The 14,886-nt window shown below is 67.9% G+C and carries 16 protein-coding genes; 11 read left to right on the plus strand and 5 right to left on the minus strand.

Annotated features, from left to right (window positions below; all coding sequences use genetic code 11):
• Positions 1–165: 165 nt before the first annotated feature.
• A complete protein-coding gene (locus KVT39_RS02985; RefSeq protein WP_175747496.1) occupies positions 166–771 on the minus strand; it encodes an alpha-ketoglutarate-dependent dioxygenase AlkB in 606 nt (201 codons plus the stop codon).
• 236 nt (positions 772–1,007) lie between these two features.
• On the opposite strand from KVT39_RS02985, the gene KVT39_RS02990 reads away from it, so the two are divergent.
• Positions 1,008–1,595, plus strand: a complete 588-nt coding sequence (locus KVT39_RS02990) for a malonic semialdehyde reductase (protein WP_131949446.1) — start codon at positions 1,008–1,010, stop codon at positions 1,593–1,595.
• 9 nt (positions 1,596–1,604) lie between these two features.
• Here KVT39_RS02990 and KVT39_RS02995 read toward each other — a convergent pair whose 3' ends face one another.
• Positions 1,605–2,753, minus strand: coding sequence for a metallophosphoesterase (locus tag KVT39_RS02995; protein ID WP_217587735.1), 1,149 nt, complete (start codon positions 2,751–2,753; stop codon positions 1,605–1,607).
• A 508-nt stretch (positions 2,754–3,261) separates the two neighbouring features.
• Here KVT39_RS02995 and KVT39_RS03000 point away from each other — a divergent pair.
• The 5 genes from KVT39_RS03000 to KVT39_RS03020 all read left to right on the plus strand — a co-directional run bounded on the left by KVT39_RS03000 (position 3,262) and on the right by KVT39_RS03020 (position 9,179).
• Positions 3,262–3,555 carry a hypothetical protein gene (locus tag KVT39_RS03000; protein ID WP_034180399.1) on the plus strand — a complete coding sequence of 98 codons (294 nt, stop codon included), beginning with the start codon at positions 3,262–3,264 and terminating at the stop codon, positions 3,553–3,555.
• Positions 3,552–4,601 carry a multidrug transporter subunit MdtN gene (gene mdtN / locus KVT39_RS03005; protein ID WP_217587736.1) on the plus strand — a complete coding sequence of 350 codons (1,050 nt, stop codon included), beginning with the start codon at positions 3,552–3,554 and terminating at the stop codon, positions 4,599–4,601. The genes KVT39_RS03000 and mdtN overlap by 4 nt, the downstream gene beginning before the upstream one ends.
• Positions 4,582–6,633, plus strand: coding sequence for an FUSC family protein (locus KVT39_RS03010; RefSeq protein WP_217587737.1), 2,052 nt, complete (start codon positions 4,582–4,584; stop codon positions 6,631–6,633). The genes mdtN and KVT39_RS03010 overlap by 20 nt, the downstream gene beginning before the upstream one ends.
• On the plus strand, positions 6,620–8,164 hold the full coding sequence (locus tag KVT39_RS03015; RefSeq protein ID WP_105392089.1) for a TolC family protein: 1,545 nt from the start codon (positions 6,620–6,622) through the stop codon (positions 8,162–8,164). Before KVT39_RS03010 ends, KVT39_RS03015 begins: the two co-directional genes overlap by 14 nt.
• Positions 8,165–8,471: 307 nt before the next feature.
• Positions 8,472–9,179 carry an MgtC/SapB family protein gene (locus KVT39_RS03020; RefSeq protein ID WP_034180403.1) on the plus strand — a complete coding sequence of 236 codons (708 nt, stop codon included), beginning with the start codon at positions 8,472–8,474 and terminating at the stop codon, positions 9,177–9,179.
• A gap of 45 nt (positions 9,180–9,224) precedes the next feature.
• Here KVT39_RS03020 and KVT39_RS03025 read toward each other — a convergent pair whose 3' ends face one another.
• The gene (locus tag KVT39_RS03025; protein WP_034180404.1) at positions 9,225–9,944 is read right to left on the minus strand and encodes an autoinducer binding domain-containing protein; all 720 of its coding nucleotides are present in this window, start codon (positions 9,942–9,944) and stop codon (positions 9,225–9,227) included.
• Positions 9,945–10,017: 73 nt separating this feature from the next.
• Here KVT39_RS03025 and KVT39_RS03030 point away from each other — a divergent pair, with 73 nt between their 5' ends.
• The 4 genes from KVT39_RS03030 (at position 10,018) to KVT39_RS03045 (ending at position 12,756) form a co-directional block, all read left to right on the plus strand.
• Positions 10,018–10,461 (plus strand): DUF4902 domain-containing protein, encoded by a 444-nt coding sequence (locus KVT39_RS03030; protein WP_034180405.1) that lies wholly within the window; start codon positions 10,018–10,020, stop codon positions 10,459–10,461.
• Positions 10,462–10,672: 211 nt separating this feature from the next.
• A complete protein-coding gene (locus tag KVT39_RS03035) occupies positions 10,673–11,281 on the plus strand; it encodes an acyl-homoserine-lactone synthase (protein ID WP_217587739.1) in 609 nt (202 codons plus the stop codon).
• A gap of 51 nt (positions 11,282–11,332) precedes the next feature.
• Positions 11,333–12,097, plus strand: a complete 765-nt coding sequence (locus KVT39_RS03040; RefSeq protein ID WP_217587741.1) for a hypothetical protein — start codon at positions 11,333–11,335, stop codon at positions 12,095–12,097.
• A gap of 272 nt (positions 12,098–12,369) precedes the next feature.
• Complete coding sequence (locus KVT39_RS03045) at positions 12,370–12,756, plus strand: VOC family protein (protein WP_034180408.1); 387 nt, start codon at positions 12,370–12,372, stop codon at positions 12,754–12,756.
• Positions 12,757–12,777: 21 nt separating this feature from the next.
• On the opposite strand, the gene KVT39_RS03050 is transcribed toward KVT39_RS03045, so the two are convergent.
• Positions 12,778–13,344 carry a GNAT family N-acetyltransferase gene (locus tag KVT39_RS03050; protein ID WP_217587742.1) on the minus strand — a complete coding sequence of 189 codons (567 nt, stop codon included), beginning with the start codon at positions 13,342–13,344 and terminating at the stop codon, positions 12,778–12,780.
• 152 nt (positions 13,345–13,496) lie between these two features.
• Positions 13,497–14,147 (minus strand): GTP cyclohydrolase II, encoded by a 651-nt coding sequence (ribA, locus tag KVT39_RS03055; RefSeq protein WP_034180409.1) that lies wholly within the window; start codon positions 14,145–14,147, stop codon positions 13,497–13,499.
• Between the two features lie 176 nt (positions 14,148–14,323).
• Between ribA and KVT39_RS03060 the strand changes: the two genes are divergently transcribed.
• On the plus strand, positions 14,324–14,785 hold the full coding sequence (locus tag KVT39_RS03060; protein ID WP_034180410.1) for a CBS domain-containing protein: 462 nt from the start codon (positions 14,324–14,326) through the stop codon (positions 14,783–14,785).
• Positions 14,786–14,886: the final 101 nt, after the last annotated feature.

Raw genomic sequence — 14,886 nt, forward strand, 5'->3', positions numbered from 1 at the left:
AACCCATATGGGACGGGCCTCGGAGCCGCTTCAGGCCGCATAACACGACGCTCATGCGGCAACGTGCCGCATGAGCAGCCGATTGCTTGCATCGGCCGTTCGTGGGTCGCAAAAAACGGGGCGCGAATAGCCCGGCCACCCGGGCACCGCTGTGACAGCCTGCCGCTACCGGCCCGTACCGGCGGGCATCACGCGCCGGAATGTCAGGTTGACGCGCTCGCCCTGCACGCTCGGCGCCTTCGGCACGCGATGCTGCCATTCGGCCTGCGTGCGCCCGCGCATCACCAGCAGGCTGCCATGCACGAGGCGATATGCATGCGTGACGCCGGTCGCGCGATGACGAAGATCGAACACACGCATCGCACCGAGGCTCACCGACGCGATCACCGGCGCATCGCCGAGTTCGGGCTCGTTGTCCGCGTGCCAGCCCAGGCTGTCCTGCCCGTTGCGGTAGCGATTGAGCAGCACGCTGTTGAATCGCGCGCCGCACGTCGCCTCGACCGCGTGCTTCAGGTCAAGCACGGCCGGCGTCCACGGCGCCGGCACGTTGCGGATCCCCGAATACACGTAGACGGCGTCGGGTTCGCCCTGCCACGCGGTGAGCCTCGGCAACGGAATGCGTCCGCGCGGCGTGCGGATCGTGTCCTGCCGCCACGCGACCTCGCCGATCAGCGCGGCCAGCGCGCGGTCGGCGTCGGGTTGCGCGAGCCAGTCCGGGTACCAGTCCACGTCTGGCGCGGGCGTATCAGCGAAGAGATCGGACGTCGACATGTCGGCAGGAAACGGGCGATGAACGGGACGAACAGCGCATGTCTGCATACTAGCCAACGGCGCCGCGCGCCGCCATGCGCTGTCATTCGCCGATGCAAGGAAACCGCCGCGCACCGCACTGTGCGTTCGCGCATCACACTATCATCGCGGCGTGTCGCGGCGCCCTGCCGCAAGGCGCCGCTTGCTTCCGCCATGCCTGCCGGCGCGACCCGGCCGCTTTCTTTCCGGATCCCATCATGACGACGCTCTCCGATTCCGCCCTCGATCAACTGTTCCTCACCGCGCGCACGCACAACGCGTGGCAGGACAAACCCGTCGACGACGCGCTGCTGCACCGGCTGATCGACCTGACGAAATTCGGCCCGACGTCGGCGAACTCGAGCCCCGCGCGCTTCGTGTTCGTCAAGTCGCCCGAAGCGAAGGCGCGCCTGAAGCCCGCGTTGTCCAAAGGCAATCTCGCGAAGACGATGGCCGCACCCGTCACCGTGATCGTCGCGATGGATTTCGCGTTCCTCGATCACCTGCCGCGCCTGTTCCCTCGCGCCGACGCACGCAGCTGGTTCGCCGGCAACGATGCGCTGATCGAGGCCACCGCGTTCCGCAATTCGTCGCTGCAAGGCGCGTACCTGATCCTCGCCGCACGCGCGCTCGGCCTCGATGCGGGCCCGATGTCGGGCTTCGACAACGCGAAGGTCGATGCCGAATTCTTCGCGGGCACCGCGATCAAGAGCAACTTCCTCGTGAATCTCGGCTACGGCGATCCGGCCGGCCTGTTCCCGCGCAGCCCGCGCTTCGACTTCGACGATATCGCCCGCATCGAATGACGGGGCTCGCTAGCCGCCGCTCGTCAACCGGATCAGCGTGATCTCGGACGGCACGCCGAAGCGGTTCGGCGGCCCCCAGTATCCGGTGCCGCGGCTCGTATAGAGCCACAGATCGCCGAAGCGGCTCAGCCCGCCGATCACCGGCTGCTGCATCCGCACGAACGGCGGCCACGGCAGGAACTGGCCGCCGTGCGTGTGCCCCGACAGTTGCACGGTAAAACCCGCGCGGTTCGCCGCTTCCGCGCTGCGCGGCTGGTGCGCGAGCAGGATCTTGGTGCCGACGTCGTGCGGCGCGCCGGCCAGCGCCTGCTCGGGGTCGCTCCGATGCGCGGGATCGAACCCGCCCGCCGTGAAGTCGGTCACGCCCGCGAGCACCGCGCGCGCGCCGTCGTGCTCGATCAGCACGTGCTCGTTCAGCAGCACCGTCAGCCCGATGCGCCGGAATTCGTCGATCCACGCGTGCGCGCCCGCGTAATACTCGTGGTTGCCCGTCACGAGAAAGCTGCCGTGCCGCGACTGCATGCGGCCGAGCGGCGCGGTGTGTTCGCGCAGGCGCTTGACCGAACCGTCGACCACGTCGCCCGTCACGACGACGAGGTCGGCATCGAGCGCATTGACCGCACGCACGATCCGTTCGATATAGGGCCGCTTGATCGTCGGCCCGACGTGAATGTCGGACAGTTGCACGATCGTCAGCCCGTCGAGCGCGGCCGGCAGCCCGGCGACCGGAATCGACACGCGCTTGACCGCCGCCGTGCGGCGCGCGCCGACGAACCCGATCGCGGTGACGAGCACCGCGGCCGCCAGCACGCCGAGCGCCGTGTCGGCCGCGGCGCCGCTCCACGCGCCGTCGTACCCGAGCTGCCGCCACGCGAACACGCCGAGCAGCACGAACTCGCGCAAGAACGTCAGCACCAGCAGCGACGAAAAGAATCCCATCAGGAGCGAGCCGGTCCAGCCTGCCAGCGTCGCGGCCCAGCCTTCGTCGAAGCGGCGCGAGAACATGCCGACCGGGATCAGCACGACGAAGCTCGCCAGCACGAGCGCCGCGATCGTGCGCGCGACCGGCGACGCGAACGCGTCGGGAATGATCCGCATCCCGACATACAGATGGAACAGCACGCCGATTGCAATGAACCGGACAAAGAAACTTCGCATGGAGCGCTCACCTTCGTTGCAATACGGCTTCCGCGACGCGCGTCGTACGGGGCCGTGACGCCCCGGGCCGCGCTTCGCGCCATACGTACGATGGTACACAGATCCCGGCCGCGACGACCGGTCGCGGCCGCCGGTGGTGACTCGCGCGGCTTCGCGCGGTAATCGGCCGTTTCCACGCCGATTCCGCCGCATCGGCGCGGCAAATTTCGCCAGCCCTCTTTCGTCTTACGATCCTTTACAGTCCGTTAGCAACCCTACACGAGCTTGCGCTGGCAGAATCACGGCGATCCGGCCGCCCCGCCGCCGAAACGCGATGCCGGACGGGCCGGCACCACCGCCAGCGCGACCGCGACCGGCCATGGCCTGTACCGCCCCCCTCAAGACGGACGGCTGGCGATCCGCATCGCGCTGCTTTATTATCGGCCCCGTATCTCGGAATCGTCGTCGCGGCGACGAACCGCATTGCGCCGTGCCCGGCATCCACCCCCATCGTCGAGCTCGTCACCCCATGAGAAAAACAACGCCGCGCGCGCCCCTGCGCGTCGCCGCCGTCCTGGCGCCAGCCCTGCCGCTCGCGGGCTGCGCATCGCGCGGCGCACCGTCGTACGTGCTGTTCGGCGCGTATTTCCCGCTCTGGCTCGTCAGCGCGATCGTCGGCATCGTCGGCGCGATCGTTGCGCACCGCGTGTTCGTCGCGACCGGCTGGGCCGCCACGGTCCCTTACCAGCTTGCCGTCTGCACCGCGATCGGGCTCGTGATCGCCGTGATCGTCTGGCTCACCGGCACGGGGCCGTTCGCATGAAGGCCGCCGGAACCGCCCGCCCCTCCTTCAAAGGCCGCGTGATCGCGCTCGCGATCGTCGCGCTCGGCATCGCGGCGCTCGCGTATGCATACCACCGCACGACGGCCTACCCGTCCACCGACGACGCATCGATCGACGCGGACGTCGTGCATGTCGCATCGCCTGTCGGCGGGCGCATCGTGCGGCTCGCTGTGCATGAAAACCAGCGCGTCGCGAAAGGCGACCTGCTGTACGAAATCGATCCCGTACCGTACCGGCTGACGGTTGCGCAAGCGCAGGCCGATCTCGAGCTCGCGCGCGCATCGCTCGACACGCGCCGCCGTTCGCTGATCGGCGAACGCTCGAACGCGGCGGTCGCCGCCGAGCAGGTCAAGCGCGCGACGCAGAACGCCGACCTCGCGACGCGCGACGTGAACCGGCTCGCGCCGCTCGCCGCGCAGGGCTACGTCAGCGCGCAGCAGTTCGACCAGGCGAAGGTCCGCCAGCGCGACGCGGCCGTGTCGCTCGCGCAGGCGCAGGAACAGCAGCGCGCGTCCGCGCAGACGATCGGCGACGAAGCCGACGCGATCGCGACGCTGCATGCGCGCGAGGCCGCGCTGGCCCGCGCGCAGCACGCGCTCGACGATACCGTCGTACGCGCGCCGCACAACGGGCTCGTGACGGGCCTGACCGTGCTCGCTGGCGAGACCCTCGCGCCGAACCAGTCGATCTTCACGCTGATCGATGCGAGCGAATGGTTCGCCGTCGGCAATTTCCGCGAAACGTCGCTGAACCGCATCGAGGTCGGCGACTGCGCGACCGTCTATTCGATGATCGACCGCAGCCGCCCGATGACGGGCAAGGTCGTCGGCATCGGCGCGGGCATCGCGGACAGTGCCCGCATCAACCTGCCGCGCTCGCTGCCGATCGTGCAGAACTCGGTGAACTGGGTACACGTCGCGCAGCGCTTCCCCGTGCGCGTGAAGCTCGACGAACCCGACGGCAAGCTCGTGCGCGTCGGCGCCAGCGCGATCGTCGAGGTCCGGCATGGCACTGCCTGCCGCTGACGTCCGCTCGCCGGGCCCGCGCGAAGTCCTGCGGCTGCTGGCACCGTTTCCGGGGCGCGCGGCGATCGCCGTGCGCGTCGCGCTGATCTGCGCGCTGGTCGTGCTCGTGACGAGCGGCTACGGCACGCCGGAAGCCGCGATCTCCGCGTATGTCGTGTTCTTCCTGAACCGTGCCGACCGCGTGACGAGCGTCGTGCTCGCGGTCGCGATGCTGCTGCTCGTCACGGTCGTGATCGCGCTCGTGATGGGCGTCGCGATCTTCAGCATCGATTATTCGATCCTTCGGGTCGCCTGCATGACGGTGATGTCGATCGGCTTGCTCTACCTGACATCCGCCAGCAAGCTGCGCCCGGTCGGCGCGATCCTCGCGATGATCATCGGCTTCGGGCTCGACCAGCTCGGCCTGGCGCCGTTCGGCGAAGCCGCGACGCGCGCGCTGCTCTATGCATGGCTGATGGTCGCAATCCCGGTCGGTGTCGCGATCGTCGTCAACCTGCTGATCGCGCCGTCGCCGCGCAAGCTCGTGCACGCGCAGCTCGCGAAACGGCTGCGGCTCGCCGCGCGGCGGCTGCACGGCGATGACAGCGGCGACTCTCGCGCCGCGTTCGACGCGAGCCTGCGCGAAGGCGACAAGCAGTTGCTCACGTGGCTCAAGCTGTCGAAGCTCGAAGGCTCGTCGGCAGCCGCCGACGTCGTCGCGCTGCGGCAGGCCATCGCATCGAGCACCGCGCTGCTCGTCGCGGTCGCGCTCGCCGACCGCGAACCCGACGCGCGGCTGCCCGACGCGTTTGTCGAGCCGATCGCGACGACGCTCGACGAGATGGCCGCCATCCTCGAACGCGGCGGCTATCCGGTCGACGTGACGCTCACGCTGCCGGCAGCCGATGCGCTGCCGCCGCTCGCGCGCGTCGTCGCGACGGATCTGCACACGGCGATCACACTCTTCGCGGAACCGGCCGAGGCCGATGCTTCGACCGACACAGCCCACGCGCACGCCGCCGACACGCCTGCCGAACCCGCCGCACCGCCTGCCCCCGGCGGCGGCTTCTTCCTGCCCGACGCGCGCACCAATCCCGACCACGTCCGCTATGCGCTGAAAACGACGGCAGCGGCGATGTTCTGCTACCTGCTGTACTCGCAGCTCGACTGGTCGGGCATCCATACCTGCTTCATCACCTGCTACATGGTGTCGCTCGGCTCGACGGCCGAAACGGTCGAGAAGCTCACGCTGCGCATCGCCGGCTGCATCGTCGGCGCGCTGCTCGGTACGGCCGCGCTCGTGTTCGTCGTGCCGTCGCTGTCGTCGATCGGCGAGCTGATGGCGCTCGTGTTCGCCGGCGCATGGCTCGCCGCGTGGATCGCGTTCGGGTCGCCGCGCATCGCCTACGCGGGCTTCCAGGTCGCATTCGCGTTCTTCCTGTGCGTGATCCAGGGCGCGGGCCCCGGCTTCGACCTGACGCTCGCGCGCGATCGCACGATCGGCATCCTGCTCGGCAACGTGGTCGTGTATCTCGTGTTTACGCGCATCTGGCCCGTCAGCATCGGCAAGCAGATCGACACGGCGCTCGCGGCGCTGCTCGACCAGTGGCGGCGCGTCGCGCAGATCGCACAGCCGGCCGAACGGCGCGCGCTGGCCGCCGAAGCGTTCGCACGCCACGGCGCGATCGCGCAGGAGCTCGGCCTGATCCATTACGAACCGTCGTGGGTGCGGCCGGGCGCCACGTGGCTCGCCGCACGGCGGCGCGCACTCGCGGAACTCGGCGCGCTCGAAGGCCCGCTGTTCCTGCTCGCCGAGCGCGCACCGGGCGACGCCGCGATCGGCGCGCGGCTCGCACGCGTGGTCGACCTGCACGACGACGAAGCCGCGCCTCGCGCGGATTCCCCCGCGCCACCGGCCCCACCGCCGAATGCCGCCCCCACCGACCCCGCACGCGACGCGCTGCTGAACCTGATCGACACGCGGCTCGCGCACATCGCCGACGCCGCCCGTCAAGACACACCGAAGGAGCCTGTTCCCCATGCGCCTACCTGAACCGCCGGCCGCGTCGATCGCCGCCGCCGCCCTCGCGACCGCCGTCGCGCTGGCCGGCTGCGCGACGTCGTCGATCGATCTGGCGCCGGAGGCGTCCGACCGCCCGTGGCAGCCGCAGACCTCGGCCGCGGGCGACATCGTGCCCGCACCGCCGCGCGCGACCGCGCAAGGCGCGCACGACTACACGCTGCCGGCCACGCCCGCGCTCGCGTCGGTAGCGCCGCCTGCCGCGCTCGATGCCGCGCATGCGTACACGCTGCCCGAACTGATCGACCTCGCCGAATCGGCGAACCCGCTGACGCGCATCGCATGGAACGACGCGCGCAATGCGGCGCTCGCGGTCGGCATCGCGAAATCCGCCTACCTGCCGAAGCTGTCGGCAACGGCCATGGGCGCGTACCAGGCGAGCCACGGCTCGACGTCGACGATACTCGGCGACTCGTCGAGCGACACGACCGCGCACGGCACGATCTCGGCGCTGTCGCTGCAATGGCTGCTGTTCGATTTCGGCGGGCGCGCGGCGCGCGTCGAAGCGGCCGAACAGGCGTCGATCGCGTCGAACGTCGCATTCACGGCCGTGCACCAGCAAGTGATCCACGACGTGACCGTCGCGTACTACCGGTACGAAGCCGCGCGCTCGCGCGCACTCAGCGCGCAGCAGGGCCTCGCGAACGCGGACGCGATCCTCGCGGCGTCCCGCGCGCGGCTCAAGCATGGCGTCGGCACGGTCGTCGAGCTCGCGCAGGCGACGCAGAACCGTGCGCAGGCGAACCTCGCGCTCGTACAGGCGAGCGGCACGGAGAGCGACAGCTACCTCGCCCTCGTGTCCGCGCTCGGCATCTCGCCGCTGTCGAAACCGACGATCGCCGCGCTGCCGAAGCGGCCGCTGCCGCCCGCGCTCGGTTCGTCGGTCGACGCGATCGTGTCGGACGCGATCGCGCGCCGCCCCGACCTGCAGGGCGCGTTTGCGCTCGAAAAAGCCAATCGCGCGAAGATCAAGGCCGCCGAAGCCGCGTTCATGCCGAAGATATTCCTGTCCGCTTCGACGTCGTATGCGAGCGGCGGCACGGCCATCACCGCACTGCCTGCGATCGGCGACCAGGCGCCGACCGTCAACCTGAACGGCAGCCGCTACGGCGGCGGCGTGTTCCTCGGCGTGACGATCCCGCTGTACGACGGCGGCCTGCGTTCGGCCGTGCTGATGCAGGCGCGCAACGACGCGCAAAGCGCATCCGCGCGCCTCACGCGGACCAAGGAGGAAGCCGTCCGCCAGGTCGTCGCCGCGCAGAACGCGGTGCAGACGAGCCTCGCGTCGCACGACGCCGCGACCGCGCTCGTCGATGCCGCGCAGACGAGCTACGATGCGGCGCTGACCGCGTACCGGAACGGCGTCGGCTCGGTCACCGATACGACGATCGCGCAAAGCCAGCTGCTCGCAGCGCGGAATGCGGAGGTCGACAGCTACGCCGGCGCGCTGTCGGCGGCTGCCGCGCTCGCGCTCGCAACCGGGACGATCGGCTCCGCGCAGTAGCGCAACCGCCGCCGGGCGGTTGACGCATGCGCACGCCGCCCACTAGAATGCCGCCCATTCTTCCTTCAGGAACCATCGTGGACAGTTGCAGCACTCCGTTGCGTGCGCCGCTTGCCGCCTGAACGCCTGTCCGACGCAGTTCTCCTGCCCCGGCTCGCGTTCCGCGAGCCCGCACGCCTACCGTTTCACACTGAATGACGCATACGCGCGGTACAGTACCGCGCGATGACGGCTATCTTCGCGTCGCCTTCGGCATTGCGCCACGGCGATGCGAGCCGCTATGCGCGCCTTGCACGGCAGGACAACCATGACTTTCGATTTCGCACTCCGTCTTTTCACCGCGTTCGCCTGCGGCGTCGCCATCGGCCTCGAGCGCCAGATGCGCCAGCGCACGGCCGGCCTGCGCACGATCACGCTCGTCGCGAGCGGCGCGTGCCTGTTCGTCACGCTCGGCGTGCTGACCGGCAACGGCGTCGCGGGCGTCACGCAGATCGCCGCGTACGTCGTGTCGGGCGTCGGCTTTCTCGGCGGCGGCGTGATCATGCGCGACAAGGGCTCGATCCAGGGCATCAACACGGCCGCGACGCTGTGGTGTTCGGCCGCCGTCGGGGTGCTGGCCGGCTCCGGCCATTACGTGCCCGCGCTCGCCGGCACCGGCGTCGTGCTGCTCACCAATACCCTGCTGCGCGGCGTCAGCCAGGCGATCAACGCAACGCCCGTGTCGAATGCCGATCTCGTGCGCGAATACCAGATCACCGTGATCTGCCTGGCCGCCGACGAGGTGCACATCCGCACGCTGCTGTCGAACGCGATGTACGCGAAGCCGCTGTCGTTCCAGAGCCTGACGAGCGAGGACGTGCCCGACCAGCCTGACCGGCTGAAAGTGACCGCGACGCTGAAGCTGCATCCGAAGGATCAGCAGAAGCTCGAGCAGATCGCGAGCCGGATGAGCATGGAGAAGAGCATTTCCAGCGTGAGCTGGACCGCGAAGGAAGCGGAGCCGTTGATGGAGTGAGCGGCATGGCGGCCGCCGGATTCGGCGCCGCCGCCCTCGCTTGCGTCAGGGTGCCTCGATGAGCCCGGCCGAGATCGCCTTGACGACCGCCTGGACCTTGTTCGTCGCGCCGAGCTTCTCGAGGATGTTGTTGACGTGGAAGTTGACCGTCCGCTCCGAGATGCTGAGGATCTGGCCGATTTCGCATGCTGTCTTGCCTTCGGCGGTCCAGCACAGCACCTCGCGCTCGCGCGCGGTCAGCGTGACGCCCGCCGCGGGCGACAGCTTCGGCACCATGAAGCGGCTCATCAGCGAATGCGACAGGTTCGCGAGCCAGTTCGTCTGCAGCGTCAGCATGTTGATCTCGGCCGGCGTCAGCCGGTCGGCGTGGCGCGCGATGCTCAGCAGCCCGAACGCACCGCGGGCCGCCCAGCTCGACTGCGCGACACCCACCGACAGCCCGAATTCGCGCGCGTCCTGCCACAGCGGGTTCGGATCGATCCGGTCGACATCCGGCCAGACGATCATGTTGGTGCTGTGCGCGCCGTCGCGCACCGTCGAATCGATCTCGATGTAGTTCCGCGCCTGGTAGTGCGCCATCCAGCCGTCCGGATAGGTATCGAAGATCGCGACCGACGGTTTCGACACCGGCAGCGGCACGCGAATGCCGTAACAGCAATATTCGAATCCCAGCCGCCTGGAATAGGTGGCGATCCGCTGGAAGAGCTGCTGCTCGTCTTCCGCGGCGCTGAATTGTTGATAGGCATCCTGCCAGCGCAGTTCCATTCGTTCTCCGACAACGTCACGCTGTCATACTTGTCAGGTGCCAGCTCCGGTTCGAGGCTGATACATTCCGCGCATGACTTTACCTTTGCTGCACCCGGTTCCCGGCCCGTCCCCGGACGGCTACGTGCGCCTGTCAAAAGGCGCACTGGCCGCGCTTGCACTCGATCATGTCACAAGCGGCCTCGACGCATCACTGCTCGCGGAACTGCGCGACAACGCGATCGACGCACGCCTCGCCGGCTATACCGAATGGCAGCGCACGGCCCGTGCCGGCGTCCCTTACGTGACGGTCGGCTGGGACTGGTACCTCGAACGCGCAACGGGCACGTTCGTCATCGCCGGCGGCGACGTCCGCAGCAACGTAATGGCCGTCGACGCCACGGGTGCCGACATCGGCATGTTCCGCACGGCCGCCGCGCTCGTCGCGCGGCTCGCCTGCATCGACTGGCACGCCGCGGTCGCGTCTGCCCTGCTCGGTTGCAACGACGCCTATCATGCCGGTCCGACGCTCCAGTGACAACCGGCTGCGCATTCCTCTGACAATTTCCAAGATGCTGGCGCTCTTTATAAGCAAAAGCGCCCGGTTTTTCAATCCCGTCGATCAAGAAACCGTTACCACGTCCTAAATGGCGCTTTTGCGCCGCCCAACCTGTAAGAGTTACCAGTTACCGCCCCCTCGTGCCGCGCGATGTAATGCATGCATACAAAAGCACAAATCCGAGGACACCATGCGGACCTTCGTTCACGAAGAAGGGCGGTTACCACACGAACTTGCAGCGGATCTCGGGCGCTACCGGCGCCGCGTGTTCGTCGAACAACTCGGTTGGGAGCTCCCGTCGGCGAACGAAAGCTTCGAGCGCGACCAGTTCGATCGCGACGATACCGTGTACGTGTTCGCGCGAAATGCCGGCGGCGACGTGTGCGGATGTGCGCGCCTGCTGCCCACGACGCGCCCGTATCTGCTGCAGTCGCTGTTCGCCGACCTGATCGCCGTAGACATGCCGCTGCCGCAATCGGCGGCCGTCTGGGAGCTGTCCAGGTTCGCGGCGACCGACGACGAAGGCGGGTCGGGCAATGCCGAGTGGGCCGTGCGGCCGATGCTCGCGGCCGTGGTCGAATGCGCGGCGCAGCTCGGCGCGCGGCAGCTGATCGGCGTGACGTTCGCGAGCATGGAGCGGCTGTTCCGCCGGATCGGCATACACGCGCACCGCGCAGGCCCGCCGAAGCAGGTGGACGGACGTCTGGTGGTCGCATGCTGGATCGATATTGATCCGCAAACGTTTGCGGCATTAGGAATCAAGCCGGGGCAGGCAGCCCGGCAAGCCATCGCCGCCTGAGCCGGAACGCGCGTTTCCGTCCGGGCGGCATCGTAACGAAGGAGAACCAACGTGGACCAGTCTCAGGTCTTTCGCGCGATGATGCCCGGGTTGACGAGCGCCAACGGCGCCCGCATCGCGGTCGCCTATCCGTCGTTTCCCAGGCCGCTGCCGCTCGTTCGGCTCGACCGCCGCGGGCTCGTGTTTCGTGCCGCCGGCGCCGCGCCGCTCGTCTGCGGGCTGCCGCGCGCGGCGACGCTGCTGGTCGCGGACGAGCCGCTGTGCTCGCTGCGCCTCGTGATCCGCGACATCGCCCCTGCCGGCGACGGCCGCCACGACCTGACGATGCAGCCGTCCGGCGCCGTCGGCGACGAATTGCTGTGGCATGCGCTGCGCGACCATGCGCCGTACCGGCGAATTCAGCATCCGCTCGCGCCCGTCGACGCGCCCCTCGCCGCGAATAACGAACCGCGCGCGGCGGCCGGCGAAGCCGGGCCGCGCCCGTCGCGCAGCGCGGCTTTCCGCCTGCCGTGCCACAGCGACGCGCTGTTCTTCGCGGACTGGCTCGAATATCACTTCGACGAGCTGCGCGCGCTGTCGCAACAGCACGGGCCGCAACTGCAACTCAATCAGCTCGAGCGGAAAGTTGCCGACGACGAGGTTGGCGTGCGCTTCGTCTACGACATCGACGGACACGCGACGCGGCACGCGCTGACCGACTGCGCGCGCGAGGCCTGTGCGTGGATCGAGACGGAGATGCGCGACAAATACGCGCTGCCTGTCGCGCAGGAGCGGTTCGGTGCGTTTGCGGCGCACGCGCGGGCCGGCGGCATGTGAGTGCGGTACCGACGCGAGGCGACCGGAACGGCAGCAAGTTGCATCGATACAACGGGGGCTTGCCAACCCTCGGGTTTTCCCTTAAATTTGTGTCTGTCTCCTCCATGTCTCCAAACATGGATTCAGCCCGCTCAAGCAGCGGGCTTTTTCTTGCCTGCGTGAATTGTGGGGCCATACCGCCCGACGCCCTCTGCCAGAGCATTCCTGCGCGCCACAATCCGAATTGGCCGGATTATCATCGGCGGGACTGCCACGCTCCCCCCGAGTCCAACTTGCACGCCCATCTGCGCATTGCTCGCCCGGTTGGCAACCTCGCCAGAACCGAGCGCATGTATCGCGACGCCCTCGAATTGTCGGTGCTCGCGCGCTTCGAAGATCACGACGGCTTTTCCGGCGTGATGCTCGGACGCGAAGGACTCGACTACCACTTCGAATTCACGCACTGCCCGGACCATCCGATCGCGCCGTCTCCGACGCCCGAAGACCTGATCGTCTTCTACCTGCCCGATCGTCCGGCATGGGAAGCTGCCTGCGAGCGCGCGACCGCGCACGGCTTCATGCCTGTGATGTCGTTCAATCCGTACTGGGAGATATCGGGCCAGACATTCGAGGATGCCGACGGCTACAGAATCGTGCTGCAGAACGCCGCATGGCGCTGACGGCCCGATGTACGTGAGCCATTACGCGCCGACGCTGCCGCCGGGGCGCGCGACATACACGACGTGCCGCCGCAGCGCATGCCCTTCCGGCAACACCGGATGATCGAAATCGCGCGCGGGTTCGCGCAGCATACCGAGCCGCTGCATCACGTGTTGCGATCGCAGATTGGTATCGGCCGTCCATGCGAAGATCTCGCCGAGTCCGATCCGGTCGAATCCGTCGACCAAAGCCGCGGCCGCCGCTTCGGCAATATAACCATGACCCCATGCGGGACGCGCCTGCCGCCACATGATCTCGACGCACGGCGCCACCGGATGCGTTGCGCGCGCTTCGTGCGACAAGCCGCACAGCCCGATCAGCATCGCGTCGGCGCGACGCTCGACCGCCCAGAGCCCGAAACCGTGCGCATCGAAATGCGCTTCAAAGCGCGCGATGGCGTCGTTCACCTCATCGATGGACATCGGGCCGCATGCGAGCCACGCGGTCACGTCCGGATGCGCATGCATCGCCGCAAGTGCGTCCGCGTCCGCCGGTCGCCAGCGACGCAGCGTCAGGCGTTCGGTTTCGATCCTCGATGGCGTGGTCATGGGTGATACGGATCGTACGGGTTGCGGTGCAACGCGGTAACGTCACGAACCCGGATACAGAACGAATGAAGGGGAAATCGCGATCGTCGCGTCAGCCGACGACGACCGGAAGAACAAGCAGCGAGAAACGGGCGCCAGTGCGCCCGCTGTAATTACTCGTTTTCCTCGAAGTAATGCCCGAACTTCGTCTGCTTCGTACGGATATAACGCTCGTTTTCCTCGCGCACGGGCACCGCGAGCGCCACGCGTTCACAGACGGGAATGCCGTGCTTCGCGAGCGTGTCGAACTTCTTCGGGTTGTTGCTCATCAGGCGCACCGACGTCACGCCGAGGATCCGGAGGATCGCGGCGGCCGAGTCGTATTCGCGAGCGTCGTCGGGCAGGCCGAGGTCGAGGTTCGCCTCGACGGTATCGCGCCCCTGCTCCTGCAACGCGTATGCGCGAATCTTGTTGCTCAGGCCGATCCCGCGCCCCTCATGGCCGCGCAGATACAGCAGCACGCCGCGGTCTTCGGCCGCAATGTAGCGCAACGCGAGATCGAGCTGCTCGCCGCAATCGCAGCGGTACGAGCCGAACACGTCGCCGGTCAGGCATTCGGAATGCAGCCGCGTCAGCACGGACTGCTCGCCGGTCACGTCGCCCATCACGAGCGCGAGATGTTCGGCATCGCTGCCCGATACGCGGAATGCGTATGACGTGAACGTACCGTAGCGCGTAGGCAGCGACGCAGTGGCGACGAGCGTCACGCACTCGTCGGCCTGGCCATTGCCCGGCGTGGGCGATTGGGGACGCAAAGACATCATGAATTCAATCGAAACGTTCAGGAATGTAGGAGTTGTGTGGATAGTGCGTGACGGGAGTTTACCGCTAATCTGGAAACGTCACGCGACTGCCGCCGCCTGCCCGGCTATACTGGGCCCATCGGGTGACGCGCATCACGCCTGCCTTCCCTGCATCGACCTGCACACGGAGAAAGCGAATGAGCACGACTGTCGCGCAGATTCTCAAGGCCAAGCCGGATTCGGGCCGCACCATCTACACCGTCAAGAAGAACGACCTCGTCTACGACGCCATCAAGCTGATGGCGGAAAAGGGCATCGGCGCTTTGCTGGTCGTGGACGGCGACGACATCGCAGGCATCGTCACCGAGCGCGACTACGCGCGCAAGATCGTCCTGCAGGACCGTTCATCGAAAGCCACCCGCGTCGAGGAAATCATGACGGCGAAGGTGCGCTACGTCGAACCGTCGCAGTCCACCGACGAGTGCATGGCGCTGATGACCGAGCACCGGATGCGCCACCTGCCCGTCCTCGACGGCGGCAAGCTGATCGGCCTCATCTCGATCGGCGACCTCGTGAAGAGCGTGATTGCCGATCAGCAGTTCACGATCAGCCAGCTCGAACACTACATCCACGGCACGCCCTCGGTTACGTCCGTCTGACCCGCTCCAGCAAAAAAGGCCCAAACGCGTAAGCGTCTGGGCGGAAAGCCGCCGGAATGCGGCGACGGAGGTTCTGCTCCTGCGGGCGAACGACGCGCGCG

Source organism: Burkholderia sp. GbtcB21 (assembly GCF_019091065.1).
In the GTDB taxonomy this organism is placed as follows: Bacteria; Pseudomonadota; Gammaproteobacteria; order Burkholderiales; family Burkholderiaceae; genus Burkholderia; species Burkholderia pyrrocinia_C.

Excerpts from the sequence above, each read along its gene's own strand:
- KVT39_RS02985 (WP_175747496.1), bottom strand. The coding sequence starts at position 771 with ATGTCGACGTCCGATCTCTTCGCTGATACGCCCGCGCCAGACGTGGAC.
- KVT39_RS02990 (WP_131949446.1), top strand. The coding sequence starts at position 1,008 with ATGACGACGCTCTCCGATTCCGCCCTCGATCAACTGTTCCTCACCGCG.
- KVT39_RS02995 (WP_217587735.1), bottom strand. The coding sequence starts at position 2,753 with ATGCGAAGTTTCTTTGTCCGGTTCATTGCAATCGGCGTGCTGTTCCAT.
- KVT39_RS03000 (WP_034180399.1), top strand. The coding sequence starts at position 3,262 with ATGAGAAAAACAACGCCGCGCGCGCCCCTGCGCGTCGCCGCCGTCCTG.
- mdtN (WP_217587736.1), top strand. The coding sequence starts at position 3,552 with ATGAAGGCCGCCGGAACCGCCCGCCCCTCCTTCAAAGGCCGCGTGATC.
- KVT39_RS03010 (WP_217587737.1), top strand. The coding sequence starts at position 4,582 with ATGGCACTGCCTGCCGCTGACGTCCGCTCGCCGGGCCCGCGCGAAGTC.
- KVT39_RS03015 (WP_105392089.1), top strand. The coding sequence starts at position 6,620 with ATGCGCCTACCTGAACCGCCGGCCGCGTCGATCGCCGCCGCCGCCCTC.
- KVT39_RS03020 (WP_034180403.1), top strand. The coding sequence starts at position 8,472 with ATGACTTTCGATTTCGCACTCCGTCTTTTCACCGCGTTCGCCTGCGGC.
- KVT39_RS03025 (WP_034180404.1), bottom strand. The coding sequence starts at position 9,944 with ATGGAACTGCGCTGGCAGGATGCCTATCAACAATTCAGCGCCGCGGAA.
- KVT39_RS03030 (WP_034180405.1), top strand. The coding sequence starts at position 10,018 with ATGACTTTACCTTTGCTGCACCCGGTTCCCGGCCCGTCCCCGGACGGC.
- KVT39_RS03035 (WP_217587739.1), top strand. The coding sequence starts at position 10,673 with ATGCGGACCTTCGTTCACGAAGAAGGGCGGTTACCACACGAACTTGCA.
- KVT39_RS03050 (WP_217587742.1), bottom strand. The coding sequence starts at position 13,344 with ATGACCACGCCATCGAGGATCGAAACCGAACGCCTGACGCTGCGTCGC.
- ribA (WP_034180409.1), bottom strand. The coding sequence starts at position 14,147 with ATGATGTCTTTGCGTCCCCAATCGCCCACGCCGGGCAATGGCCAGGCC.
- KVT39_RS03060 (WP_034180410.1), top strand. The coding sequence starts at position 14,324 with ATGAGCACGACTGTCGCGCAGATTCTCAAGGCCAAGCCGGATTCGGGC.